The 25,828-nt window shown below is 67.7% G+C and carries 23 protein-coding genes and 1 pseudogene; 4 read left to right on the top strand and 20 right to left on the bottom strand.

Annotated features, from left to right (window positions below; all coding sequences use genetic code 11):
• Positions 1-24: 24 nt before the first annotated feature.
• From PIGHUM_RS14190 to PIGHUM_RS14165, 6 genes are all read right to left on the bottom strand, one after another.
• Positions 25-1,626, bottom strand: coding sequence for a sulfite reductase subunit alpha (locus tag PIGHUM_RS14190; RefSeq protein ID WP_124080221.1), 1,602 nt, complete (start codon positions 1,624-1,626; stop codon positions 25-27).
• Positions 1,623-2,630, bottom strand: coding sequence for an FAD:protein FMN transferase (locus PIGHUM_RS14185; protein WP_124080220.1), 1,008 nt, complete (start codon positions 2,628-2,630; stop codon positions 1,623-1,625). Before PIGHUM_RS14185 ends, PIGHUM_RS14190 begins: the two co-directional genes overlap by 4 nt.
• Before the next feature lie 68 nt (positions 2,631-2,698).
• A complete protein-coding gene (locus PIGHUM_RS14180) occupies positions 2,699-3,508 on the bottom strand; it encodes a DUF4198 domain-containing protein (RefSeq protein ID WP_124080219.1) in 810 nt (269 codons plus the stop codon).
• Between the two features lie 40 nt (positions 3,509-3,548).
• A complete protein-coding gene (locus PIGHUM_RS14175) occupies positions 3,549-4,061 on the bottom strand; it encodes a DUF2271 domain-containing protein (protein WP_124080218.1) in 513 nt (170 codons plus the stop codon).
• A gap of 10 nt (positions 4,062-4,071) precedes the next feature.
• The gene (locus PIGHUM_RS14170; RefSeq protein WP_124080217.1) at positions 4,072-4,710 is read right to left on the bottom strand and encodes a PepSY-associated TM helix domain-containing protein; all 639 of its coding nucleotides are present in this window, start codon (positions 4,708-4,710) and stop codon (positions 4,072-4,074) included.
• Positions 4,711-4,874: 164 nt separating this feature from the next.
• Positions 4,875-5,093 carry a dodecin gene (locus PIGHUM_RS14165; protein ID WP_124080216.1) on the bottom strand — a complete coding sequence of 73 codons (219 nt, stop codon included), beginning with the start codon at positions 5,091-5,093 and terminating at the stop codon, positions 4,875-4,877.
• Positions 5,094-5,228: 135 nt separating this feature from the next.
• On the opposite strand from PIGHUM_RS14165, the gene mdtD reads away from it, so the two are divergent.
• Both mdtD and PIGHUM_RS14155 read left to right on the top strand, forming a co-directional pair.
• On the top strand, positions 5,229-6,641 hold the full coding sequence (mdtD, locus tag PIGHUM_RS14160) for a multidrug transporter subunit MdtD (protein WP_281279083.1): 1,413 nt from the start codon (positions 5,229-5,231) through the stop codon (positions 6,639-6,641).
• Positions 6,642-6,691: 50 nt separating this feature from the next.
• A complete protein-coding gene (locus PIGHUM_RS14155) occupies positions 6,692-7,594 on the top strand; it encodes a recombination-associated protein RdgC (protein WP_124080214.1) in 903 nt (300 codons plus the stop codon).
• A gap of 16 nt (positions 7,595-7,610) precedes the next feature.
• On the opposite strand, the gene PIGHUM_RS14150 is transcribed toward PIGHUM_RS14155, so the two are convergent.
• The 3 genes from PIGHUM_RS14150 to PIGHUM_RS14140 all read right to left on the bottom strand — a co-directional run bounded on the left by PIGHUM_RS14150 (position 7,611) and on the right by PIGHUM_RS14140 (position 11,663).
• Positions 7,611-9,011, bottom strand: a complete 1,401-nt coding sequence (locus tag PIGHUM_RS14150; RefSeq protein ID WP_124080213.1) for an MFS transporter — start codon at positions 9,009-9,011, stop codon at positions 7,611-7,613.
• A 20-nt stretch (positions 9,012-9,031) separates the two neighbouring features.
• Positions 9,032-10,741 carry a sulfatase-like hydrolase/transferase gene (locus tag PIGHUM_RS14145; protein WP_160142268.1) on the bottom strand — a complete coding sequence of 570 codons (1,710 nt, stop codon included), beginning with the start codon at positions 10,739-10,741 and terminating at the stop codon, positions 9,032-9,034.
• Between the two features lie 199 nt (positions 10,742-10,940).
• Positions 10,941-11,663: a TerC family protein gene (locus tag PIGHUM_RS14140; RefSeq protein ID WP_124080211.1), complete on the bottom strand. Its 723-nt coding sequence runs from the start codon at positions 11,661-11,663 to the stop codon at positions 10,941-10,943.
• Positions 11,664-12,043: 380 nt separating this feature from the next.
• Between PIGHUM_RS14140 and PIGHUM_RS14135 the strand changes: the two genes are divergently transcribed.
• On the top strand, positions 12,044-13,021 hold the full coding sequence (locus PIGHUM_RS14135) for a threo-3-hydroxy-L-aspartate ammonia-lyase (RefSeq protein WP_124080210.1): 978 nt from the start codon (positions 12,044-12,046) through the stop codon (positions 13,019-13,021).
• On the opposite strand, the gene PIGHUM_RS14130 is transcribed toward PIGHUM_RS14135, so the two are convergent.
• The 8 genes from PIGHUM_RS14130 to PIGHUM_RS14095 all read right to left on the bottom strand — a co-directional run bounded on the left by PIGHUM_RS14130 (position 13,009) and on the right by PIGHUM_RS14095 (position 20,114).
• On the bottom strand, positions 13,009-13,371 hold the full coding sequence (locus PIGHUM_RS14130) for a hypothetical protein (protein ID WP_124080209.1): 363 nt from the start codon (positions 13,369-13,371) through the stop codon (positions 13,009-13,011). The genes PIGHUM_RS14135 and PIGHUM_RS14130 overlap by 13 nt on opposite strands.
• 124 nt (positions 13,372-13,495) lie before the next feature.
• On the bottom strand, positions 13,496-14,011 hold the full coding sequence (locus tag PIGHUM_RS23905; RefSeq protein ID WP_160142267.1) for a histone: 516 nt from the start codon (positions 14,009-14,011) through the stop codon (positions 13,496-13,498).
• Between the two features lie 162 nt (positions 14,012-14,173).
• A complete protein-coding gene (locus PIGHUM_RS14120; RefSeq protein ID WP_160142266.1) occupies positions 14,174-15,451 on the bottom strand; it encodes a Bcr/CflA family efflux MFS transporter in 1,278 nt (425 codons plus the stop codon).
• 16 nt (positions 15,452-15,467) lie between these two features.
• Positions 15,468-16,181, bottom strand: coding sequence for an ABC transporter ATP-binding protein (locus tag PIGHUM_RS14115; protein ID WP_124080206.1), 714 nt, complete (start codon positions 16,179-16,181; stop codon positions 15,468-15,470).
• A complete protein-coding gene (locus PIGHUM_RS14110) occupies positions 16,178-16,954 on the bottom strand; it encodes an ABC transporter ATP-binding protein (RefSeq protein WP_124080205.1) in 777 nt (258 codons plus the stop codon). The genes PIGHUM_RS14115 and PIGHUM_RS14110 overlap by 4 nt, the downstream gene beginning before the upstream one ends.
• On the bottom strand, positions 16,954-17,826 hold the full coding sequence (locus PIGHUM_RS14105) for a branched-chain amino acid ABC transporter permease (RefSeq protein WP_124080204.1): 873 nt from the start codon (positions 17,824-17,826) through the stop codon (positions 16,954-16,956). Before PIGHUM_RS14105 ends, PIGHUM_RS14110 begins: the two co-directional genes overlap by 1 nt.
• 16 nt (positions 17,827-17,842) lie before the next feature.
• Entirely contained in the window at positions 17,843-18,724 is an 882-nt protein-coding gene (locus PIGHUM_RS14100; protein WP_124080203.1) for a branched-chain amino acid ABC transporter permease, read from the bottom strand.
• 238 nt (positions 18,725-18,962) lie between these two features.
• The gene (locus tag PIGHUM_RS14095) at positions 18,963-20,114 is read right to left on the bottom strand and encodes an ABC transporter substrate-binding protein (protein WP_124080202.1); all 1,152 of its coding nucleotides are present in this window, start codon (positions 20,112-20,114) and stop codon (positions 18,963-18,965) included.
• 166 nt (positions 20,115-20,280) lie between these two features.
• Between PIGHUM_RS14095 and epsC the strand changes: the two genes are divergently transcribed.
• Positions 20,281-21,201: a serine O-acetyltransferase EpsC gene (epsC, locus tag PIGHUM_RS14090; protein ID WP_124080201.1), complete on the top strand. Its 921-nt coding sequence runs from the start codon at positions 20,281-20,283 to the stop codon at positions 21,199-21,201.
• A 1-nt stretch (position 21,202) separates the two neighbouring features.
• On the opposite strand, the gene PIGHUM_RS14085 is transcribed toward epsC, so the two are convergent.
• From PIGHUM_RS14085 to PIGHUM_RS14075, 3 genes and pseudogenes are all read right to left on the bottom strand, one after another.
• Positions 21,203-22,690, bottom strand: coding sequence for an HDOD domain-containing protein (locus PIGHUM_RS14085; RefSeq protein WP_124080200.1), 1,488 nt, complete (start codon positions 22,688-22,690; stop codon positions 21,203-21,205).
• Between the two features lie 25 nt (positions 22,691-22,715).
• Positions 22,716-24,350, bottom strand: a pseudogene (locus PIGHUM_RS14080) (putative bifunctional diguanylate cyclase/phosphodiesterase); the annotation flags it as partial.
• A 202-nt stretch (positions 24,351-24,552) separates the two neighbouring features.
• Positions 24,553-25,728: an HPP family protein gene (locus tag PIGHUM_RS14075; RefSeq protein WP_124080198.1), complete on the bottom strand. Its 1,176-nt coding sequence runs from the start codon at positions 25,726-25,728 to the stop codon at positions 24,553-24,555.
• Between the last annotated feature and the right edge of the window lie 100 nt (positions 25,729-25,828).

Below are 25,828 nucleotides of genomic sequence, written 5' to 3'. Positions count from 1 at the left end.
GGGGAAGCGGCGCGGCCACGCGGCTCAATAGACGTCCCGGCGGTACCTGCCTTCTTGCGCAAGCGCATCCAGGCGCTCCCTGCCGAATATCCGTTCCAGTTCGGCGGCCACGCCGGCCGCCATGCCTTGCAGGCTGCCGCACACGTAGATGGCCGCGCCTTGGTCCATCCATTCGCGCAAGTCCTGCTCGGCGCCCGGCAGGCAGTCCTGCACGTAGCGCGGCCAGCCCGGCGCGCGCGAGAAAGCCAGGTCCACGCGCGCCAGCATGCCGCCGCCGCGCCACGCTTCGATCTCTTCGCGGAAGAAATAATCGTGTTCGGGGGTGCGCTCGCCGAACAGCAGCCAGTTGCGGCCGGCGCCGGCCGCGGCGCGGGCCTTCAGGTGGGCGCGCAGCCCCGCCATGCCGGTGCCGTTGCCGATCAGGATGAGCGGCCGGTGCACGGGGGGCGGATGGAAGCCGCCGTTGCTGCGGATCCGCACGGCGATGCCCGCCCCCGGCGCAGCATGACGCGTCAGCCAGCCCGACCCCAGACCCAGCCGCCCGTCGGGATAGCGCATCTGGCGTACCAGCAATTCGATGCGGCCGTCGGCGGGCAGCGATGCGATCGAGTATTCGCGGTGCGGAATAATGGGCAGCGCCTCGGCCAAGGCGGCCGGCGCCAGGCCGCGCAATGCCGCCGCCGAGGCGGGGTCGTGCGGCAGCGAACGCGCCGCCAGCGCCTCGCGCAGCGTCTGCCCGCCGGCGTCGGCGCCGGCGTCCAGGCCCAGGCCGGCCAGCAAGGCATCGACAGCGACGGGATCGTTGCGCGGCCCGATCTCGACGATGTCGCCGGCCTCCCATTCGCAGGCGCCCGCGGCTTCGGGCTCGAGCGCCAGCCAATAGGCCAGCTCGCCCGGGCTGCCTTCGTTCAGGCAGCGCCGTCCGGCCAGCGTCCAGCTGCGGTAGTCCGGCGCGGCCCAATCCTCCATCTCGGCGCTGGCTCCCAGCACCTGCAGATAATGCTGCCAGCGGCGCAGCGCGTCTTCGTCGCCGTCGTCCACCAGCACGGTGTCGAACAGCGGCGCCGCGCCTTGCCGGTGCAGCCAGTTGGCCAGCGCCAGGCCGAACGCGCAGTACTGGCGATAGCTGCTGTCGCCCAGCGCCAGCACGCCGTACTCCAGCCCGGCCAGCGGCAGGTCGGCGGCCAGAGTCTTGCGCGCGAAGGCCGCGACCGGATCGGGCGCATCGCCCTCGCCCGTGGTGCTGACCACGAACAAGGCCTGGCGAAAGCCCTGCAGGGCCGTGCCGCCGAGCTCGCCCAGACTGGCCAGCCGCACCGGCAGGCCGGCCGCCTCGAGCGCCTGCGCGCTGCGGCGCGCGAGCTGCTCGGCGAATCCGGTCTGGCTGGCATAGGCCACCAGCAGGGCGCCCGGTATAGTGGGCGCCACCTGCCCATCCGCGCGCAAGCGCCGCAGATAAATCCACAGGCAGAACACGCCATAGCACGCCACCACCAGCGCCCCGGCCGCTTCACGCTGCGCCGGGAAAGCGCCAGGCATGGCCGCCGCGGCGATCATGGCCGCCAACAGGATAGCCGCCGCCAGGCCGGCGGCGCGGGCGCATGCCGCGCGGGAACGATTCGTCATTGCATCATTGCCGCGAAATTCGGCGTCATCGTTTCCAGGAAACCGTCCGCGGTACGCGCGACGAACAGGGCGGCCAGGCCGCGCCGCTGCGCCCAGGGCAGGCCTTCGTCTAGCCCCAGTACGGTAAGCGCAGTCGCCAGCGCATCGGCCGCCATGCATTCGGGATGCAGAACGGTCACCGAGGCCAGTCCGTTGGCGATCGGCGCGCCGCTGCGCGGATCGATGGTGTGGCTGTATATCCCCTGGCCGTCCGACGCATAGCGCCGGTAGTCGCCCGAGGTGGCCACGGCCAGCCCGTGCAGCGCGACCCGCGTGGGGACGGCCTGGCGCACCCCATGCTCGTGGGCAGGCCGTTCGAGCTCCACCCACCAGGGCTCCATGCCCGGCTTGACGCCATGGCCCACCAGTTCGCCGCCGATCTCGACCAGATAGGCGGGCACGCCGGCGCGCCGCAGGCAGCGCGCCACCGCATCGACCGCATAGCCCTTGGCGATGCCGGACAAGTCCACGTAGGCGCCGCCGGGCTGACGGGCGCGGCGGCCGGCCGCGTCGAGCTCGATCCGCTGCCAGCCGACGCGGCCGCGCACGCGCGCCACGGCCTGCGCATCGGGGCGGCCGTGCTCGCCCTCCGGCCCGAAGCCCCACAGGTTGACCAGCGGCCCCACGGTGGGATCGTAGGCGCCGCCGCTGTCCCGCGCCACCGCCAGCGCCTGTTCCATGACGGTGTACAGCTCCGGCGGCAGCGCGTGCCAGCTTCCCGCCGGCGCCGCGTTGAAGCGGCTCAGGTCGGAGCTTTCCAGCCAGGTACTCATCTGGGAGATGACCCGATCCAGTTCGGCCTGCGCCCGGGCTTCGAGATCAGCCGGCAAGCCGCCGTCGTCGACGAACCGGACCGACCAGGACGTCCCCATGGTCGCGCCGCCCATGGCGAGCACGCGCGCATGCGGCGCATGTTCGCGGATGGCGTCGGGAGAAAGCGCGAGGGGAACGAGGATACGCGTCATGAACGAACGAATCCCCGCGCCTGCGGGCGCGGGGATGGAGGAGAACGGCCCGGGAAAGCGCCTGCCCGCTACTGGGGCAGCACTTCGAAGGTGACGACGTAGCTGGCGCGGCGTTCCTTGGCCTGGGGCAGCGAAGTCTTGTTGTCCTTGGTTTCCGCTTCCATCCAGTACATGCCGGGCGCGGGCCAGGTTACCGAGAACTTGCCGTCGGCGTCGGTCTTGGTGGTGATTTCCTGCAGCTGGTCGCGATAGCGGATGCCGCCCGGCACGATGGAGACTTCGATGCCGGCCGCGGGCTTGCCGTCGAGCAGCAGGCGGAAGCTGGCCGGCTCCTTGGCGAACAAGTCGTTCGGATGGGTGATGGGCGCCAGTTCCATGCCCTTGCCGGTGGTCTTGAGCACGGTGTCGGTCGGCTTGCCGACGGTGACGAAGGTTTCCACGCGGCCGGCGGATTCGGTCACGCGCAGGTCCTGCGCGTCGGCCGGCACTTCCGCGGCGAATTTCTCGGGGGTGCCGCGCCAGCGCTTGGGCTTGCCGCCTTCCTTGTACGAGGCGAACAGGCCGGCGTTGACCACCGCCAGCTTGTAGGTGCCGGTCTGCGTCAGGTGCACGTCGAAGGTGCTGCGGTAGCGGCCGGTGGACTGGTTCTCGGCCTTGGCGGGCTTGCCGTCCGGCGCGGTCACGACCAGGCCGCCCAGTTGCAGCGGGAAGTGTTCGAAATAGAACAAGTCGTTGGAAACGGCGCCATCCACCGTGACCCACGGATCCGCGCCCGACAGCACGGTGGCCGAAGGCAGCATCCACATGCGGTGCGCCTGGGCGGCCAGGGGCAGCGTGCACGCCAGCGCGAGAGCGGCCAATTTCAGCGTTTTCTTCATATTCGTTTTCCTTTGATAGCGGAAAGAGGTCAGGCGGGAATCACGGTTTGAGTTCGACGGCGACGCGGCCCAGCTCATGCTCGCCGCGCGCTTCGGCTTTGTCGCCGGCCTTGGGCGGCCACTGGAAAGGGATGCGCAGCAATTCGCGGCCTCCCACTTCGCGGGCGGCTTCCACCACCAGCTCGTACTTGCCTGCAGCCAGCTTGCCCAACGGGGCCTTGCCTTCGCTGAAGGCGATCTGGTGCTCGCCGACCGGACGCGTCGCGCCGCTCACGCCGTCGACGGGCATGGTCAATTCGCGGCCGCTGCGCCGCCACCATTGGCGCAAGTCCTTGAGCCACTTCTGGCCTTCGTCGTTCTTGAGCTTCATGTCGTACCAGACCGCCAGGTTGGCGGCGACTTTCTGGTCCGGGCCTTCGATCCACACGGCCACGTAGGGCCGATGGTATTCGGCCACGTTCAGGCGCGGAATCTCGATCTTGACGGCCATGTCGGCGGCCTGTGCCTGCCCGACCAGCAGTCCGGTGACGGCCACCGGGATCAACGTGCGCATAACAACCTCTTCAATGGATGAAAACGATAGCCAGGAACAGCGGGACGGCGACGCCCAGCGCCACCATCGGCCAAGTGACGGGCCGGTTGCGCGCATGGATGTGCAGCAGGAAAAAGCCCGTCACGCAAAACACCAGACAGGCTACGGCGAAGATGTCCAGGAACCATTTCCAGGCCTCGCCGGTGTTGCGTCCCTTGTGCAGGTCGTTGAAATAGGAAATCCAGCCGCGGTCGGTGCTTTCATAGCGCACGGCGCCGTCCGGCAATTCGATGCTCACCCAGGCATCCCCCCCCGGGCGCGGCAAGGACACGTAGATTTCGTCGGGCGACCATTCCGCGTCGCGCTCGTCGACCGCGACTGCCAGCTCGCTGCCCAGCCAGGCGCGCAGCTCAGGCGGCAGCGGCGCCTTGTCCCCGCCTCGGTTCCCGGCCAGCGCGCGCGCCAGCGGCTCCGGCAGGACGCCTTCCCTGGCGACGACGCTGGGCTTGGCCTCGATCTGGGCCGCGTGGTTGAGCGTGATGCCGGTGGCGGCGAACAGCAGCATCGCCACCAGGCAGATCGCCGAACTGATCCAGTGCCACTGGTGCAGATGCTTCAACCAGAAAGATCGTCGTTTCTGTTCCTGGAAACGGTCCGGCTGTTTGTCCATAAGGACGGTACGCGGAGTACCGGCGCGAGTGATTGGTCCAGCCTGTAATGATAACAATTCTCAGCCATTCGACCAACACGCCTGCCCAAGCAGCCATTACAATCGATTACGAGACAGCCCCCGGCCCGAGCCGCCGCGGCCGGGAGCAGTACGGATTCCGGCCGCTACGAATCCGCGTCCTCGAGCCGCAGGCCTACCTTCAGGCATACCTGCCAATGCGCGATCTTGCCCTCTTCGATGTGGCCGCGCAGTTGGGTGACCTCGAACCAGGCCAGGTGGCGCATGGTCATGCCGGCCCGCTCGACCGCGTTGCGGATGGCGTCGTCGCTGGACTGGGCTGACGAACCGACCAGTTCGATCTGCTTGTATACGTGTTCCGTCATTTCCATCTCCTGATTGAGTCGCCTCACCGGCAGCAACCGCCATGCCCGATGCATGGTGGCGGCAAAAGAAAACTTACCCAAGCCCACGCGGGGAATCAAGCTATCCTAGGGCCTCTTTCCTTCTGCCGCCCCGCCGTGGATTCAGCCAAATCGCTCTCCTTCACCCTCTGGCTGGTCGCCACGGGCCTGTTCATGCAGACGCTGGATACCACCATCGTCAACACGGCCCTGCCGGCGATGGCGGCGACGCTGGGGGAAAGCCCGCTGCGCATGCAGTCCGTGGTGATCGCCTATGCGCTGACCATGGCGGTGCTGATCCCGGCCTCGGGCTGGATGGCCGACCGCTTCGGCACGCGCAAGGTCTATTTCTCGGCCATCGTGCTGTTCACCATCGGTTCGATCCTGTGCGCCGTCTCGCAGAACCTCGACCAGCTCGTCGCCTCGCGCGTGATCCAGGGAGCGGGCGGCGCCATGCTGATGCCGGTCGGCCGCCTGGCGATCCTGCGCACCTTCCCGCAGGAACGGCTGCTGCCGGCGCTGAGCTTCGTCGCCATTCCGGCCATGATCGGTCCCATGATCGGCCCGGTGCTGGGCGGCTGGCTGGCCGAAACACTGTCCTGGCACTGGGTCTTCCTGATCAACATACCGGTCGGCGCGATCGGCGCCTACGCCACCCACCGCTACATGCCCGACAAGCACGACGACCAGCGCCAGCCTTTCGACGGCGTCGGCTACGGCCTGCTCGCCTTCGGCATGGCGGCCATTTCCCTGGCGCTGGACGGCATGTCGGGGCGCGGCATGGGCCATGCGCCCGCCGTGCTCCTGCTGGTGTTCGGCATCATCGCCGTCGTCAGCTACTGGCTGCGCGCCGCCCGGCATCCGGCGCCGCTGTTCTCGCCCACCCTGTTCCGCATCCACACGTTCACCATCGGCCTGCTCGGCAACCTGTTCGCACGGCTGGGCAGCAGCGGCATGCCCTTTCTGCTGCCGCTGCTGCTGCAGGTCAGCCTGGGCTATTCACCCACCCATTCGGGCATGATGATGCTGCCGGTGGCGGCCGCCGGCATGCTGAGCAAGCGCCTGGCGACCGCGCTGATCACGCACTATGGCTACCGGCGGGTGCTGGTGGTCAACACCGTGCTGGTGGGCCTGACCATCGCCAGCTTCGCGCTGATCGACGCCACCCATCCGGTCTGGGCGCAGGCCCTGCTGATGGCTTTCTTCGGGGCGGTCAACTCGCTGCAGTTCACGGCCATGAACACGCTGACCCTGAAAGACCTCGGCCAGCACGGCGCCAGCAGCGGCAACAGCATCCTGTCGATGATGCAGATGCTGGCAATGAGCCTGAGCGTCACGGTGGCCGGCGGCATCCTGGCGGCCTTCAGCCACCTGGTCGACCACGACAGCGCCTCCGACACGCTGGCGGCCTTCCACGGCACCTTCATCTGCATCGGCCTGCTGACCGCGGCATCGGCGTGGATATTCTGGCAGTTGTCGCCCGACGTCGAGCGCGAATCCAAGAAGGACGATTCGCTCGACCTGGGTTGAGCAGGCCGGCCGGCATCGTCGTATAGAATCGACCCTTTTGCCGGCCTGCCATGTGGTTCAAGAATCTACAGATCTATCGCCTTCCCGCCCCCTGGCCCATGACGCCCGAGCAGCTCGACGAGCTGCTGCGGCCACAGGCCTTCGCGCCGGGCTCCAGCCTTGAGTTGCAGACCCAGGGCTGGGCGCCGCCGCTGGAAAACGGCGACATGCTGGCGCACGGCGTGGGCGGCCAGTTGCTGATCACGCTGCGCACCGAGAAGAAGCTCCTGCCCACCACGGTGATCAACCAGGTCGCCAAGGCCAAGGCGCAGGAAATCGAAGAGCAGCAGGGCTACAAGCCCGGCCGCAAGCAGATGAAGGAGATCAAGGAGAACGTCCGCGAAACCCTGCTGCCGCGCGCCTTCAGCATCCTGCGCGACACCCGCGCCTGGATCGACACGCGCAACGGCTGGTTCTGCGTGGATGCCTCGTCTTCGGCGCGCTGCGACGAAATGCTGCAATTGCTCAACCGCGCCATCGACAAGTTCCCGCTGGCCAACCTGCACGTGCAGATGTCGCCTGCGGCGGCGATGACGGACTGGCTGGCCGGCGGGGAGGCGCCCGCCAATTTCACCATCGACCAGGACACCGAACTGCGCTCGACCGGCGAAGGCCGGGCCACCGTGCGCTACGTGCGCCAGTCGGTGGACGCCGACGACGTACGGCGCCACATCGAGTCGGGCAAGCAGTGTACGCGCCTGGCCATGACCTGGGCCGACCGCGTCTCGTTCGTGCTGTCCGAGTCGCTCGCCATCAAGCGCATCGCGCCGCTGGACGTGCTCAAGGAAAACGCCGACGCGCTGGCGCGGGACGATGCCGAGCGCTTCGATGCCGACTTCGCGCTGATGTCCGGCGAACTGGCCAAGCTCATCGACGACGTGCTCCAGGCCCTGGGCGGCGAAAAGCGCGACTGAGCGCTCCTGGCCGGGCCTAGCGCGCCGCGGCGCGCGCGCTCCACACCGCCACGGCGGGTATCAGCGCGAAGCTGCCGAACAACCACACCGCGGCCGAACGGGCGCCTTCGACGCCGCCCGGCTCGGCCAGGCCGGCCGCATTGGCCACCATGCCCGCGATCGCCGCGCCCAGGGCGATCGCATAGAGCTGCACGGTCGTCACCGAGCCCGAGGCGAGGTTTTCCTGCCCCGCCGGGGCCGAGCGGAACACCCGCGTCACCATGTGCGACCAGCACATGCCTATGCCGAAGCCCACGCCCGTCAGCGCCAGGACCAGCGCGGCCGCCGCGGGCCAGCCCTTGCCGCCGGTGTACGGAACCAGCACGGCCAGGGCCGCCAGCGCCACCGCCGTCACGATGGGCCCGCCGCGCACCAGCCGCGCCGCCGAAGCCCCGGTGCGCCCCGCATACATCAGCGCGGCAAGCGTCCAGCCCCCCGCCATGACCGCGGTCAGGTAGCCGGCAGCCAGCGGCGCATACGCGTGCAGCACCTGCAGGAAATACGGCACGTAGATCTCGCTGGTGAGTCCGATGACCAGCAGCGCCATGGTCAGGTAATTGGCGCCCAGCACCGCGCGCGCCGAATAGGCGCCGGCGGGCAGCAGCGGCGCCGAGGCGTCCCGGTCCAGGCGCGCCATGGCCCAGGCGAGCGCCAGTCCCGCCGCCACGCCCGCGCCGTTCCACCACAGCTCGTGCGAGAGCCCGCCCACCGAGATCGCCAGCACCGAACCGGCCAGCAGCAGGAGCTTGCCCCAAGGGATGCGGCCGCCCGAAGCCGAGGCCGGCGCGCCCGCGGGCACCAGGCGCCCGACCAGCCAGGCGAGCACGGCGGCCAGCGGCAGCAGCGACAGGAAAGCCGGCCGCCACCATCCCATGCTGGCGAACCAGCCGCCCAGCGCCGGGCCGGACAAGGTGGCCACGCCCCACATGGCCGACACGAAAGCCAGCGCCCGCGCCCACAGGCGCGGCTCGTAAACCATCCTGATCAGCGCGTAGGACAGGGCCAGCAGCACCCCGCCGCCCAGCCCCTGCACCGTCCTCCCCGCCAGCAGCCAGGCCATGGCCGGCGCGCTGGCGCATCCTACCGATCCCGCGCAGAACAGCGCCAGGCCGGCCAGATAGGCGCGCCGCGGCCCCATCCGCTCGATCAGCCGATAGGACGCGGCCGACCCGAGTATCGACGCCACCACGAACAGCGTCGTACTCCACGCGTAATACGACAGCCCGCCTATGCTGCGCACCACGCTGGGCATGATGGTGGTGACCACGTAGACGTTGATGGCGTGCAGCGCCACGCCGCCGCCCAGTGCCAGCGAGCGCAGCGCGTTGCGGCCGGTGATCAGTTCGAAGGCGGAGGAAGTATCTTGGACGCCAGCCATGGAGGTTCCCTGAATCCGGCTCAGCGCGCGGCGACCGGGCGGGCCGGATCGTACGGACGCACCGGCAGTCCATGGCCTACGGGCAGCACCTCGGAGAATTCCAGGCCCACGCCTTCGTGCACTTCGCGGAAGGTATTGGCCCCGTACAGGTTCTTGCCCTGCAGGTAGTGCACGCCCTCGATGGCGGCGAGGGAACGGATGTCGCTGCCCAGTTGCCTGGCCAGCCAGCGTCCCATTTCATAGTGGCTTACCCAGCGCTCGCCGGAGGGCCAGGCCGGCGCCGCGGCGCCGGCGTCGCGGCTCCAGGCGAGCACGGGCACGTCGGCCACCTCGGGTTCGAGCACGTTGTGCCCCCACAGCCCGTTGCTGCCGAGCAACTGGCCATGGTCGCCGGTGACGACCAGGTGGCGTGGGCCGGACAAGCGGTCGAACTCCCCCATCATGCGGTCCAGCAGCGTATCCAGATAGAGCACGGCGTTGTCGTAGGCGTTGCGCATGCGCTCGGCGCGCGGCAATTCGCGCCCGTCGGGCCAGCGCGCGAAATGCTGGCGCGCGTGCGCATAATTGGCTTCGTAGGGAGCATGGACCGAGCGCAGCAAGACCACCACGAAAGTCTTGTCCGGCCAGGCCTGCTCGCGCATTAGCGACAGCACGGCGTCGTCGCCCTCGCGCAGGAAGCGCTCGGGCTCATCCTCGCGGGTGACCGAGACGTCGACGTAGCGGCTGCCGACGTCATTGAGCAGCTTGGATTCCTGCGAGGAAATCCAGTAGGTCGTGAAGCCCGCCTCCTTGGCCAGCCTGAAGAGATTGGTGGCGTTGCCGCGTATCTGCGACAACTGGCCGGGCTCGCGCACGGCATTGAGAATCAGCGGCATGCTGGCAGCGGTGGAAACGGCCGCCGCCACGCCATGCCTGGCCACCAGTCCCTGCTCCATGCGCCGCGCCAGGCGCGGCGTGGTGTCGCGCCCGTAGTCCAGGACGCCCAGGTGCCCGGCGCGCAGCGAATCGGCCACGAACAGCCAGACGTGCCGGGCGTCCGACGGAAACGGCGTGACCACGGGCGCGGGCACGTCCACCGTGGGAATCTTCTGCACGCCGCCGTGCAGCACGTTGTGCACGAGATAGAAACTGAAAGTATTGAGCGAGTTGTGCAGGCCGCTGCGCGTCGGGCCGGGCAGGAAAGCGTTCAGGTCCCGGTAGGAGGCGCGATAGGGCTTGGACAGCAGCCCGGCGGCCACCAGCATCACGCCCAGGGCGCGCTGCCAGCGCCGCACGTCCCGGCGCATATGGGCCATGAAGAGGCACCATGCGGCCAGGTAAGGGATGGCCACGGCTATCAGCACATGGAAGTGGTCGGCGAAATCCGCATGCGCGACCTGCTCGACGTCGTGGAACTCGGCGAACAGGCTGGCCAGGGCGATCGGATCGAGCGGACGCCCCGCGTACGAAATATGGCCCAGCTGGACCAATTGCATGCCGCCCAGCAGCAACAGCACGAGCGATACGAACACGCGGCTGCCGCACAGCCACAGCCCCAGGTTGAACGCCAGCAGCGCGACGAAGTAGTTCAGCTCGAAATCGGCCTGGTTGGCAGGCGTGAACCACTGCTGCACCCAGTCGTCGGCCATCAGGAGGACGGTGGTGGCCAGTACCAGCGCGGTGCGCAGGGCCAGGTCGCGGCAGTGCCGGATCGTCGGCGGGAGAGCTGTGGTCAGTGCGGCGTTCGTCATGCAGACAGCGTGCTTGCTTGAGGTGCGCAAAACGATGGCCGGCATGGGCCGGCCATCGATCCTGGCACCCCGCATGGTTTCGGGAGCCGCAAGGGTAACCCGGCCAGCGCTTGCGCGGAACACCGAACTGGCGGGTTTTCCCGCGGCGGGCCACCCTGGGGCCGCCGGCGGGACCGGTCCGGCCCGCCGGAAACCGCGCTCAGGCGGCGCTGGACTCGAGCTCCCGCGCCTTGGCGCGGCTGCCCACGACCATGCGGCTGCCGCCCAGCACGCCGAACAGCGCGGCCGCGTAGAGCATCCACGCCACCCAGGCGTGCGCCTGGAACCACGGCTTGACCAGGGGCTCGCCGGTCACCATCTTGACCGCGGTCACGACCAGCACGCCCGCGCCGATGTAGATGATCGCGGGATAGCGCTCCATCAGGCGCAGGATCAGGCGGCTGCCCCAGACCATGATGGGCACGCTGATCAGCAGGCCCAGCACCACCAGCAGGAAACTGCCATGGGCGGCGCCGGCCACGGCGAGCACATTGTCCACGCCCATGACCGCATCGGCGATGACGATGGTCTTGATGGCCGCCACGAAACTGGTGTTGGCCGAGCCGTTGCCGTGTTCGTCCTCGTCGGACGTCAGCAGGCGGTAGGCGATCCACAACAGCGCCAGGCCGCCGACCAGCATCAGGCCGGGCACCTTGAGCAGCCAGACCACGGCCAGAGTCATCAGCGTGCGCACGACGATGGCGCCCACCGTCCCCCAGATGATGGCCTTTTTCTGCAGCGCGGGCGGCAGGTTGCGCGCGGCGAGCGCGATGACGATGGCGTTGTCCCCGGCCAGGACGATGTCGATGACGACGATGGAGGCCAGGGCGAAGAGGAACTGGGTCGTGAATATTTCCGCGGCGAAAGCCGTAAGCCATTCCATGAATGGATCTCCAGAGAAGGTTGTCGACCTCTGCTGGCAACGGGAACGGCCGGGAAGCGGGAAGCACCCATGCAGTCTGCTGCCAGGCTGCAAAGGTCTTGTTCGATCACCGGGCGGTGATCCGCACTACCGGAGGAAGCAGGCTTCCACGTATTGACGACAGTGCGAAAGAGCCGGAAGGCTCTCGAACTACTCCCCTTTGGAGGGACATACGGTTGATATGTCAGCCGCGATTCTGACTGTCCCCGCAAACCGAGTCAAATCAGGGATAGCCCTGATAACGTATGGTCGAGCGGCCGGGGCGCATCGCGCCGACGCAGGCCGCGGCGTCGTATATGCTTGGGCCATAGCCCGCCAGCCACCCCCACCGGAATCCTCTTATGTCCGTCACGTTCCAGGCCATCGAAACCGCCGCCGCACGTCTCGCCGGCCAGGCCCGCCGCACGCCGGTGCTGAGCTCGCGCACTATCGATGCACGCACCGGCGCGCGCGTCTTTTTCAAGTGCGAGAACTTCCAGCGCATGGGCGCCTTCAAATTCCGCGGCGCCTACAACGCGCTGGCGCAACTGCCGGACGCGGCGCGCCGGCGCGGCGTGGTCGCGTATTCGTCGGGCAACCATGCGCAAGCGGTCGCGCTGGCCGGCAGCCTGCTCGGCATCCCGGCCACCATCGTCATGCCCGCCGACGCTCCCGAGGTCAAGCTCGACGCCACGCGCGGCTACGGCGCGCGCATCGTCACCTACGACCGCGCCACGCAGAAGCGCGAGGACATCGCGGCCGAACTGGCCAGCCGCGACGGCCTGACCACCATCCCGCCGTTCGACCACCCGGACGTGATCGCCGGCCAGGGCACGGCGGCGCTGGAACTGCTGCGCGAAACCGGTCCGCTCGACTACCTGCTGGTTCCCTGCGGCGGGGGCGGCCTGCTGTCGGGCTCGGCAATCGCCGCCGCCGGCTGCGCGCCCGGCATACGCGTCATCGGCGTGGAACCGGCCGCCGGCGACGACGTCACCCGCTCGTTCCGCAGCGGCAGCCTCCAATCGGTGGACAATCCCGACACCATCGCCGACGGCGCGCGCACGCAGTCTGCAGGCAAACACACCTTTCCGCTGATCCTCGCGCACGTGCACGACATGCTCACGGTGAACGACGATGATCTGCTGCGCGCAATGTTCCTGCTGATGGAGCGCATGAAGATCGTCGTCGAGCCGACCGGCGTGCTGGGCATTGCCGCCCTGCTCTCCGGCAAACTGGACGCTCCCGGCAAGCGCGTGGGCGTCATCCTGTCCGGCGGCAACGTCGATCTGTTCGCGCTGGCGCCCTACTTGCGCCGGGGGCGCGCCGCCTACGGCGCCTGAACCGCCGCAGGCGGCACGCGGCCTGCGCCGGGCATGGCGTCCGGCGTCATGGCCTGCACGGGACGGAAAGTCACGATGGTCATCAACAGGACGGCGATGGCCAAATCGCGCCGCGGAGTTTCGTAGCGCCGGGAGCGCAGGCGATGCACGCCCCACAGGCCCAGCACGATGCATGCGCCCATCAGCGCGGCAGCGATGAAGGCGCCGGCGTACTGGGACAGTACCGGGACACGTTCGCTGAACGGCCCTTCCGGCAATGGTCCGCGCAATGCGCTGGACACGAGGAACATCAACCCCAGCGCGCCACCCAGCGCGCCCCACGACAAATCCCGGTCGACGAAAAACTTCACGGCCCACATCCACGTATGGCGAAAAACCGCAGTATAGGTCCCCGCGCATATCGACACGCGGACCGCTCCAAGGCAAAAAAAATGCCGCCCACATCGGGCGGCATTTTTTTCAGCGGGCAGTCTGTCAGACGGCGGCAGGCGCCGAAGCGGCGGCTTGCGGTTCGACAGCGGCGGGCGCGGCAGCCGGAGCGGCGGCCTTCTTGGCCACGCGCTTGGCGGCAGGCTTCTTCGCAGCGGGCTTGACGGCCGGCTTCGCAGCGGGCTTCACCGGCTTGGCAGCCTTGGCGGCGGGCTTGGCAGCCGCCTTCTTGGCCGGAGCGGCAGCCTTCGTGGCGGCCTTGGCTTTCTTGGCAGCAGGCTGCTTGTCGCCTGCGGCCACGACAGCCTTGGCTTCCTTCACGGCGGCCTTGACGGCCTTCTCGTAAAGGCTCACGCGCTGAGCGGCATCCTTGCGGGCCTTCTCCGAACGATCCAGCGCCTTCTTGGCGGCCTCGCCCAGACGCACGGCGGCGGCTTCGAGCTTCGCCAGCACGTTCGATCCAGCGGACTTGGCCGGAGCAGCTTTCTTGGCGACCTTGGCGGCCGGCTTCTTGGCTGCCGGTTTGGCAGCAGCCTTAACGGATTGCGTTTTCTTAACCATATCAATCTCTAAAAGTCGAGGCCCAAAGTGTTAATTGCGCCCATGACAAAGTCAACCCTTTGACTGCAAAAAAGCGCCAACGATGGAATTTTCCACTTCGGCACCACGCTGCGTGCCATGACGAAGCGGCCGAAAAAATCATCGGCCGCCTCGAAGCCTTCGTCATCCCGCCGATCCATGCCTGAATGCCGCCCGCGCAACCGCCCACATCGCCACGCCGCACAACGCGGCAAGTCCGCCCACCGCGACGACCGGCTCGATCGGCAGCATCCCGACCGCCGTGCTGCCCAACGCGCCTCCGAGCATCTGCGACGCGCCGAGCATCGCCGCGCCCACGCCCGCCATCGCGCCGGCGTCCTGCAGGCCCAGCGTATAGATGGTCGGCATGATGAAGCCGCCGAAGAAAAGACTCGCGCCCATCGCCGCCACGAACAAGGCCACTTCCCATCCCTGTCCCTGCGCGCCGCGCAGCGCGAAGCCGACCGCCAGCGCAGCCAGCCCGGCGCAGGCCGCGCCGCGCGCGCCCGCCATCAGCACCCGCCGGGGCGGCACGCCGCGATGCGACAGCCGCGCGGTCGACAGCGACCCTGCGAGCACCGCCACCGACGCCAGCGCGAAGGCGATCGCATAGCCGCCGCGGGACACGCCCATGCCGTCGATCAGCACGAAAGGCGAACCGCTGATGAATACGAACATGCCGCAGAACACCAGGCCCAGCGCGCACAACAACGCGAGTGCGCGAGGCAGGGCAAGAAAGCCGCGATAGCCGGGTGTCCCGGCCGCGGCGCCGGACTCGTGTTCCCGCGCCGCCGGCGCGGCAGGCTGCCTGCTCCGCAGCGCCCGCAGCTCGCCGGCCCGCAGCCGTATCGACACGGTGACGGCCAGCAGCACCGCCACACCGGCCAGTACCGCGAACAGGCCTCGCCATCCCGCTGCATGGATGACGAAGGCGCCGATCAGCGGCGCCACGATGGGCGCGACACTCAGCACCGCGGTAATGAAAGATTGGATCGTGGCCCGCTGCTGCGGCTGGGGAAAGACGTCGCGGACCAGCGCGATGCCCGCCACCGAGGCCGCCGACGCGCCGAAACCCTGCACCGCGCGCCAGCCGATCAGCGCCGCCCCGCTCTGCGCGAGCATGCATGCGATGGCCGCCGCCACGTACACCGCCAGCCCCAGCAGGATGACGCCCAGGCGTCCATGGCGGTCGGACAAGGGGCCCCAGATCAACTGGCCGAAACCGAACGTCAGCATGAACGCGCCCAGCGTCGCCTGCATCTGTACCGCGGAAGCGCCCAGCTCCGCGCCGATGGCGGGAAGGCCGGGCAGGCTGATGTCTATGGTCAGGGGCGGCAGGCCGGCCAGCAGCCCGAGCACGACGATGAAACCGACGGGCAGCGCCACCCTGCCCTGCGGGGAAAGCCTTGCACTCTCATTCACGGCGTGGTCTCCGATCCTAACCGCCCAGATAGGCTTCGACCAGGCGGCGGTCGCCCAGCAGTTCCCGGCCGGAACCGGCCAGCGCGATGCCTCCCGTTTCGATGACGTAGCCGCGATGCGCGATCTTGAGGGCCTGCCTCACGTTCTGCTCCACCAGGAAGATGGTCAGACCCTGGCGGTTGATCTCGCGCAGGATGCGGAAGATCTCCTGCACGATGATGGGGGCCAGGCCCATGGACGGTTCGTCCAGCAGCAGCAGCCGCGGCCTGGCCATCAGCGCGCGGCCGATCGCCAGCATCTGCTGCTCGCCGCCCGACAGATTGCCGGCCATGCCGTCCAGGCGTTCCTTCAAACGCGGGAACAGTTCGAAGACGCGGTCCAGGTCGGCGGCCACCCCGCCTTTGTCGCGGCGGGTGTAGGCGCCCAGCTCGAGGTTCTCGCGCACCGTCATCGTCGTCAGGATCGCACGGCCCTCGGCCACCTGCACGATGCCTTTGGAAACGATCTTGTGCGGCGCCAGCCGCGATACGTCCTCGCCGTCGAACACCACCGTGCCGGCGGCCTTGGGCACCAGGCCCGACAAAGCCAGCAGCGTGGTGGATTTGCCCGCGCCGTTGGCGCCGACCAGCGTGGTGATCTGGCCTTCGTGCAGTTCGAGGTCTATGCCCTTGACGGCGGCGATGTGCCCGTAGGAAACCTGCAGGCCCGAGACTTTCAATAGCGGGTTCATGCCTGGACCTCCTCCACGTCGTCCTCGCGGCCCAGATAGGCCTCGATCACCATGGGATTGGTGCGGATCTCCTCGGGCCTGCCCTCGGCGATGATGCGGCCGAAGTTCAGCACCGCGATGCGCTCGCACAGACCCATCACGAAACGCATGTCGTGCTCGATCATGAAAATGGTGTAGCCGCGCGCCTTGATGTTCTCGATCTCGGACATCAGGTCGACTTTCTCGCCGGTGTTCATGCCCGCCACCGGCTCGTCCAGCAGCAGCAGCTTGGGCTCGGTCGCCAGCGCGCGCGCGAGCTCCAGCTTGCGCTGGTCGCCGTACGAAAGATTGTCGGCCGTCTCGTGCGCCTTGTGTTCCAGTTTGACCCACGACAGCAGTTCCAGCGCCCGTTCGCGCGCGCGCCGCTCGGCGGCGCGGTAGCCCGGCGAGGCCAGCAGCAGGCCCACCGCGCCGTAGCCGAGATGGCGGTGCATGCCGACCACGACGTTCTCCAGCAGCGACATCTCCTTGAAGATGCGGATGTTCTGGAACGTGCGCGAAATGCCGCGCCGGGTGATCTGGTGCGGCTTGGCGCCCACCAGGCTGCGGCCGTCGAAGCTCAGCGTGCCGCCGCTCGGCTCGAGCAGGCCGGTGATCAGGTTGAAGACCGTGGTCTTGCCCGCGCCGTTGGGGCCGATCAGGCCGAAGATGGTCCCCTGCGGGACTTCGATGTTGACGTCCTGCAGCACGTGCAGGCCGCCAAAGCTCTTGGAGATGGATTGGAGTTTCAGCATCAGGATCCCCGGCGGGCCGTTTGTCGATTGCCGAGCCAACTGCGCAGCAGGGACGGATCCCAGATTCCCTTGGGCAGGAACAGCACGATCAGCACCAGGATCGCGCCGTTGACGACCGTCCGGAAATCGTTGAAGGAACGCAATGCCTCGGGCAGCAACGTAAGGATCACGGCGCCGGCCACCGGGCCGGCCAGGCTGCCGATGCCGCCCAGGATGGTCATGGTGAGGATTTCCACGCCGCGGTCGAAACCGTATTCGTTGGGCCCGATGAAGAAGGTCAGGTGGGCATTGAGCGCGCCCGCCAGGCCGGCCAGCAGCGCGCCGAGCACGAAGGCCAGCATCTTGGTGTTGTTGACGTCTATGCCCATCAGGCCGGCGGCGGTCTCGTCCTCCTTGATCGCCTCGAAGGCGCGGCCGACCTTGGAGCGGCGCAGCCGGTACAGCACCGCCAGCGCCAGCGCCACCGCCAGCGCGATGTGCCACCACTCGGTAAGCTGGGGAATGCCGTTCAGGCCCAGCGCGCCGCCGGTCCAGGATTCGGTGTTCAGGATGACGACCCGGACCACCTCGCCGAAACCCAGTGTCGCCATGGCCAGATAGACCCCGGACAGCCGCAGCGTGGGCTTGCCGATGATGAAGGCCACCGCCATCGGCGCCGCCATGCCGCCCAGCAGCGCAACCGGGAACGGCAGCTCGAAGGTCATGGTGAGGATGGACGCCGTATAGGCGCCTATGCCCATGAACGCGGCATTGGCCATGGCCAGCATGCCGCACGACAGGGTGAGATAGATCGACAGCGCCAGCAGCGCATTGGTGCCCAGCGTCAGCACCAGGTTGCTGTAGATCGACCAGAAATTATCGAACCATTCCATTTTCGTTCTTCGCCTTTTATGCCTTGCGTTCCAGCACTTTGCCGAACAGACCCTGCGGACGCACCAGCAGAATCAGGAACAGCAGGCCGAAGGCCACTGCATCGCGCATGGTGGAGCCTATGTAGGCCACCGACAGCACTTCGGCGAATCCGAGGAACAGGCCCCCTATCATCGCGCCGCGGATGTCGCCCATGCCGCCCAGGATGATGACCGCGATGCCCTTGTGCAGCATGGGCTGGCCCATGAGCGGAAACACCGCATTGGAATACAGCCCGATCAGCACCCCGGCCACGCCGCCCAGCGCCGCGGCCGCGAACGAGGTCAGCAGGAACAGCCCTTCGACGTTGATGCCCAGCAGCGAGGCCGCCTTGGGCGACTCGGCGATGGCGCGCAGGCCGCGCCCGAGCTGGGTCCGTTTCATGATCAGCATCAGCGCGGCCATCAGCGCGAACGACAGGAAGATGATGACCAGTTCGATCACGGTCATGTGCAGGCCGGCGACCTGGATCGCGTCGTCCGGCACCAGGCCCGCGGGGAAACGCATATTGGCGGCGCCGTAGATGCCCTGGATCGCGCTGTTCAGCGAAATCGCCAGGCCGATGGTGGCGATCATGGGTATCAGATGAGGCGCATTGCGCTTGCGCAGGCGCTTGAGCACGAGCACGTCGATCAGGACGCCGACGATGCCGCTGACGACGGCGGCTGCCGCCAGGCCTGCCCAGAGCGGCAGATCCAGGTGGGTCACCAGTTGCAGCGCCGCGTACGCGCCGACGGTGAATACCGCGCCGTGAGAAAGATTGATGACGCCCAGCACGCCGAAGACCAGCGTGAAGCCGAGCGCGAACAGTGCGTAAACGCAGCCCAGCGAGAGCGCGTTGACGAGTTGTTGTTGGAGCATGGTCCCCCCCTACGCGCTTCGCGCGCCCCCCAGGGGGCGGCGCTGGTGGACCGGCAGAGCCGGATCCACGGCGCCCTGGGTCGGTGCCGCGCAATCGCAGCGCAACCGCTCCAGGCGTGAAGCCATCAGGTTCGTAGATGAAAAACAGGCGTAGGCCCTTTTATTGCAAAGGGCGCGGAATGCTCCGCGCCCCTGCTGTCCGCCGGCTCGGCCGGCGGATCCGGCATCATGCCATCGATTACTTCTCGATGACGTATTTGCCGCCGCGCGTCACCATGACGATGGGGGTCTGCACGGCGTCGTAGCCACCGGGCTTGCCGCCCGCGCCCTTGGCCTGGCGGAATTGGAAGGCCCCGGTGGCGCCGGTGACCTTGATCGCGGGCAGCGCCGCCTGCAGCGCCTTGCGGTCGGCCTGCAGATTGCCGGAGATCTTGATCGTCTTCAGGGCGCCGGCCACGATGTGCATGGCGTCGTAGGCCTGGGCGGCAAACTGGTCGGGCGCGACGTTGTACTTGGCCTTGTAGGCGGCGATGAACTTGCTGTTCTCGGCCGTGTTGTTCTCGATCGACCAGGGGCTGCCGACCCACAGGCCGTCTGCCTTGTCCTTGGCCAGTTCGAAGATCTTGACCGAATTCATGCCGTTGCCGCCGATGAACGGCACGTTCAGGCCGAGCTGGCGGGCCTGGACCATGATGGGGCCGCCTTCGGCGATCAGCGCCGACAGCACCACGGCGTCGGGGTTGCTGGCCTTGATCTTGGTCAACTGGGCCTTGAAGTCGACGTCGCCCTTGGCGAAGGTCTCGGTAGTGGTGACCGGGATCTTGAGGTCTTCCAGGGCCTTCTTGAAGTTGTCGTAGCCGCTCTTGGTGAAGACGTCGTCGTTGCCGTAGAGCACCGCGACCTTCTTGACGCCGTTGTGCTTGGCGGCCACGCGGATGGTCTCGGGCAGCACGTCGGCTTCGGTCACGGAATTGCGGAACACGAAGTTGCCGATGGAGGTGATGCCGTCGGCGGTATTGGACGTGCCGAACACCGGGGTCTGGGCGGCCTGGGCGATCGGATCGGCAGCCTGGGCGGAGTTGGACAGCGTCGGGCCGAAGACCAGCACGACCTTGTCCTGGAAGATCAGTTTCTTGAAGACGTTGATGGCTTCTTCTTTCTTGCCCTGTTCGTCTTCGATGACCAGCTTGATGGTGTTGCCGTTGACGCCGCCGGCGGCGTTCAGTTCTTCGGCCGCCAGTTGGAAACCGTTGCGGATGGCGGCGCCGTATTGGCCCGCACCGCCGGACAGCGCCGCGGCCAGGCCGATCTTGACGTCGGCGGCCTGCGCGAACGCGGTCACGCCCAAGGCGGCCGCAGCCACCAGCGTTTGACTGAAAATGCGGTTCATAATGTGTCCCTGTAGAGGTCGGCTCTGCGCAGCGGCGGCCCTGGCGCGGGACGGCGCCCCGCCGCGTACGCGCGCGACATGGGGCAGTATTCTACCGCTTCGTCCATGCTCCCGCCGATCGTCCAGCAATAGATCGCCCTGCAACAGCTTGCCTGAACGTTTCATCATGAACTCACCCTATCACGCCTCGCCCGACGTCTCCCCCGAATGGAACCTGGCCGACATCGTCGACCAGCTGCGCCAGTCGCGCGAGATCGAGCACAAGATCCGCTATCTCGACCGCGTGCGCGAACTGCCCTCGCGCGAAACCCTGGTCACCGTGCTCGACGGGCTGGCCGCCACGCTGTTCCCGACCCATTACGGCCGCTGCCGGCTGACCAACGACAGCATCGACTATTTCGTCGGCAACACGCTGAACGCCACGCTCAACCTGCTGTTCGAACAAGTGCGCCGCGCGCTGTATTTTTCCGAGGCGCCCGAGACCCACGACAAGCAGAACCTGCAGGCCAAGGCCATCGAGATCACGCGCCGCTTCGCCGCCCGGCTCCCGGCCATCCGCTCCGTGCTGGTCAGCGACCTGCACGCCGCCTACCAGGGCGACCCGGCCGCCACCAGCATCTCTGAGGTGCTGCTGTCCTATCCCGGCATCAAGGCGGTGATCCACTACCGGCTGGCGCACGCCATCCACCAGCTCGGCGCACCGGTATTGGCGCGCCTGATCTCGGACATCGCCCATTCCAGCACCGGCATCGACATCCATCCGGCCGCCCGGATCGGCGCGAGCTTCTTCATCGACCACGGCACCGGCGTGGTGATCGGCGAGACCACCATCATCGGCGAGCGCGTGCGCCTCTACCAGGCGGTGACTCTCGGCGCCAAGAGCTTCCCGGCCGACCCCGACGGCAAGCTGACCAAAGGCATCGCGCGCCACCCCATCGTCGAGGACGACGTGGTGATCTATGCCGGCGCCACCATCCTGGGGCGCATCACGATCGGCCGCGGATCGACGGTGGGCGGCAATGTCTGGCTGACGCAGAGCGTGCCGCCGGACACCAATGTGACCCAGGCCAAGACGCAGGAAGACTGATCTACAGCGTCTCGGGCGCTTCTACCCTGGCGTGGCCGAAGAAGCGTCCGAGTTCTCGCGCCAGGTCGTTCAGCGCGGCCATTTCCTCGGGCAGGATCTTGCGCGCCAGCCCGGCGCTGTTCCAGTCGCCGTAGATCAGCGCCACGGTATCCTTGTCGGTGCGCACCGGCAGCAGCACGAAGGCATGCGCATCGGGCACGGCGTCGCGGAACCAGCGCGGAATGTGCACGCTGAACTTGGGGTCGGCGGCATTCTCGATGAAGATCCCGACCGAGTTCGTGATGGCCAGGTGAAACACGTCCACCGAGAAGATCTCGTTGAAGCGCAACTGCGGCAGCAGTTGCTCGATGCCCCGGCCGAACCCCAGGCGGGCCTCGAAGGTATGGCGGCGCGGATCGCGCACGAACACGATGGTGCGCGAGAACTGCATGCCCGCCAGCATGGCTTCGGAAGCCATGGCCAGCACCGGGCCGAGATGATGCTCGGACGGCAGCGAGCGCAGGTCGCGCATGCCCTCGCGCAGCGTGCGTTCGGCATTGTGCGCCCCGCCCTGCGCCGATTCGGCGTGCAGGTCGTCGATTTCCTGGATGAAGCGCTGGCTGGCCCGCTCGCGCGTGAGGTCTTCCATGATCTGGTACAGCAGCCCCGGACCGATCGCCACCGCGCGCGCATACCGCTGTACGGTCTCGCGCATGCGGGATTCGCGCAGCTCGACGTCGCCGCCGGCGATGGTCATGCTGCGCGACATCTGCACGGAAAAGCTCGCCACCGCCTGCAGCCAGTGCTCGTCCTTGGCGCTGGGCTCCTGCTCGGCCGCCACGCTGGCCGGATCGAAAGGCTCCATCCCGCGGCAGATCACCGCTGGCAGGCCCCAGCGCTCGGCCGCGTCCTCGCCCAATTGCTCGAAGGTGACGCCCAGGACCTCGAAGGCGACCTCCTCCTCGGTGCGGCGGCATTCCAGCGCGCGTTCGCGGATGCGGGTCCACTCCTGCTCGAGATAGAAAATGCACAGCAGCTTGCCGAGCTGGCGCATCAGCGTGCACACCACGGCTTCCTCGCTGACCAGCACCTGGTGCGCCTCGCACACTTTGCGCGCGACACAGCCCGCCAGCATGGCGCGATTGAGCTCCAGCTTGGCGTCCAGGCGCTGCAACTGCAGGTGCGACTGCTGGAAATGGTCCACCAGCTTGAGGCCCAGCACGAGATGGCCCACGGCCTCGATGCCCAGCACCACCAGGGCGCGGGAGACCGTGGTGATATTGCCGCCGAACGCCATGTACATGGCCGAGTTGGCCAGCCGGATGACCCGCTGGGTCAGCGTGAAGTCGGACAGGACGATCTGCACCAGCGCGGTGAAGTCGTAGTCGTCGCCTTTCATTGCCGAGATGGTCACGCGCAGCGACTCCGACAACAGCGGGAAATCGCCGCGTTCGTTGATGCGCGACCAGAGCTTGCGGGTCAGTGCTTGACGTTGTTGGAGTTCCGGCATGGAGTTCTGGTCACGTTTCCGGTTTTCAGCTGGCGGGCTGAAGTTCGCCCGTTTCGAACTTGCGGGCCAGCTCGCTGATGGGCAGAGCCTTGCAGACCAGCCATCCCTGGATGAGCCCGCAACCGCTCGCCCGCAGGCGCTCGAGCTGGGCTTCGGTTTCCACCCCCTCGGCCACGAGTTCGAGGCCTAGTGTACGCGCCAGACCGATCACCGCATCAACGATTGCCTGGTCATTGCGGGAAACCGTTAGGTTGTTGACGAAACGCCGGTCGATCTTCAAGGCGGCCAACGGGAAGCTCTGCAAATAGGCCAGGCTCGAATACCCTGTTCCGAAGTCGTCGACCGCAAAGCGCACCCCCAGCCCGGTCAGCTCTTCCAGCAGCAGCTTGGCGTGGTCCGGATCCTCCATCAGCACGCTTTCGGTGATTTCCAGCACGATGCGCTGCGGCGCCACGCCGGTCAGCTTGAAAGCATCCCGCACCGAGGAGGCGAACCGCGCATCGCGGAACTGCTGGGCCGACACGTTGACCGTGGCGTATTGCAGGTGGATGCCCATGGCGTCCCACTGCATCAACTGCATGCAGGCATTCTTGAGCGCCCAGCCGCCCAGGAAGTTGATCAGCCCGGCCGATTCGGCCAGCGAAATGAAGATTTCCGGCGACACCGGCCCCAGCACGGGATGGTTCCAGCGCATCAGGGCTTCCATGCCCACCACCTTGCGGCTGGTGGCATCGGAGATGGGCTGGTAGTGCAGCGAGAACTCGCCGTTGCGGATGCCATTGTGCAGGTCGGACTCGAGCTTGAGGGAGTCGGACATGCCGCCCGACATCCGGCGCTCGTAGAACACCAGGTTGTAGCCGGGGCTGCGGCCGGCGCAAGCCAGCGCTTCGTCCACGTGGTAGAGCAGCTGGTCCGCGCCGTTGGCCTCGTCGGGAAACAGGACCGCGCCGATGCGCACCGACAGCTGCAGCGTCTGCCCCTCGTGGGAATAAGGCAGCTGGATGGCATCGGAAATGCGCCGCGCGAATTCCTCGACGTAGGCGCGGTCAGGCACCTCGCGCACCAGGATCAGGAAGGCATCGCTATAGCAGCGCGCCACGAACTCCCGGCCGTGGCAGGCGTTCTTCAGGCGCAGCGCGGTTTCGTGCAGGATGCGGTCGCCCGCCTCGTAGCCGAACGCCCGGTTGACCCGGTGGAACTCGTCGATGTCTATCTGCAGCAGGGCCACGCGAAACCCTTCGTCCAGGGCCTCCTGCTTGGCGCGCTCGATCTCGTGGCGCGCCGACGCGAGGTTGGCCAGCCCGGTCAGGACGTCGTGGTACATCGCGTAGGTCAGGCATTGCTCGTTGTCGGCCCAGGCCGACACGTCGTGGCCCACCACCAGCAACTGCCCGGAATCGGCCGGGTGCGGCGCGATGCGCAGCTCGACCAGCCGGGGATAGGTCAGGGTCTTGATCAGGTGCAAGGTGCATTTCTGCACGTCGCCGCTGGTCTGCGCCTGCCTCAGGCAGGCCTCGAGCAAGGGGGCTTCTTCCTGCGGCACCAGGTCGCGCAGCGTGACGATGCGCAGGTATTCCCGGTGGTAGCCGATGAAAGCCAGCCCGGGCGCGGAGATGTGCAGGAACCGCCCCTGCAGGTCGATGCGGGCGAAGAAATCGACGGCGCTTTCGAATGACGAAACGAACTCGGCGGATCTGCGGTCTAGGGTATCAAGTCGCATGGGGGACGGTTCAGAAAGATCCAGCGCCACGCTCGCAGTGCGGCAAAAAACAGCGGGCCCCTTCTCCGGTAATGGTAGCAAGCGGATTAACGGCGCCGCCGCGCCGAAGTTGAGCCGTTGCTTACGCGAAACAGAGGGGGTTTCAGCCCTCTCTTCCGGCGTCCACCGCCTTGGCCAGGGCCTTGACCAGATCCGTCTGGGTGATGATGCCCACCAGCCTGCGGCCCCCGTCGACGATGGGAATGTGGTGGTGGCCGCCGTGGGCGAACAGCGGGATCAGCTCGATCACGTAGCGGTCGGCGCTAGCCACGGTCACCCGGCGGGTCATGATCTGGCCGATCGTGCCCTGCCGGCCGGCCTGCGGGCCGCCCAGCCCGGCCAGGGCCTTGAGCCGGCTCGTCAGTCCCTGCGGCCGGGCCTGGTCGAGCTGGCGCATGAAATCGGCCACGGTGGCGATCCCCGCGAGGTCGCCGTGCCGGTCCACCACCGGCAATGCCTTGATGCGGCGCGCCTGCATGCGCTGCCATGCGTCCTTGAGCGAGGTATCGTGCGACGCCGTCAGCGGCTGGGGCGTCATGATGTCCTGGCAGCGCAGCTCGCCCAGGGTGCGGCGGTAGGCCGACATCTCGGCGAAATGCAGCAGTTCCTGGAGATCGTCGCGGCTGACGTCCAGCACCTGGTTGTAGTGCGCCAGCGCCGCGTCGAGGTCGGCTGCGGTGAAACGCGAATGGGGGACCGCCGGCGCGGCCGCCTGGGTATGGGGATAGCGGCGGCCGGTCAAGGTGTTGTAGACCAGGCCCGCCGTCACCAGCAGCAGCGAATTGACCAGGACCGGAAAGAACGCGAAGTGGAAGCTCGTCGCATGGACCAGCACCGCCGTCAGCGCGGCCGCCCCGCCCGGTGGATGCAGGCAGCGCAGCGCCAGCATCAGGGCGATGGCGCAGGCCACGGCCGCGGCGCCCGCCAGAGCGGGATCGCCTATCCAGCTCGCACAGGCCACGCCGACCAGCGCCGACACGGTGTTGCCGCCTATCACCGGCCAGGGCTGCGCCAGCGGACTCGCCGGCACGGCGAACACCAGCACCGCGCTCGCTCCCAGCGGCGCGACCATCCAGGCCGACGCCAGTCCTCCCCCGGCCGCCCATCGGCTGGACAACGCGGCGAGCACCACGCCCACGGCGGCCCCCGCGATGATGCGGCAACGCTCCTTGCCGTTGATGCGCACCCGGCTCGGGCGGAACGAAAGCAACCACGCGCGGAAGGCGGCCCAGGCGGGGTGGGGATGACGGGGCAAGGGAGAAATGCTGCGGTAGGACATCGGGAATGCGGGGAATTCGGATCTGAACGGCTTGCGATAGTAACGGACCCTCGATGCCCGGACCGCATAACCCCGGCAGCCGAGCGGGCATATGCTTATA

This window comes from Pigmentiphaga humi (assembly GCF_900606115.1).
Classification (GTDB): domain Bacteria; phylum Pseudomonadota; class Gammaproteobacteria; order Burkholderiales; family Burkholderiaceae_B; genus Pigmentiphaga; species Pigmentiphaga humi.
This window is presented reverse-complemented; position numbering and strand designations above follow the sequence as displayed.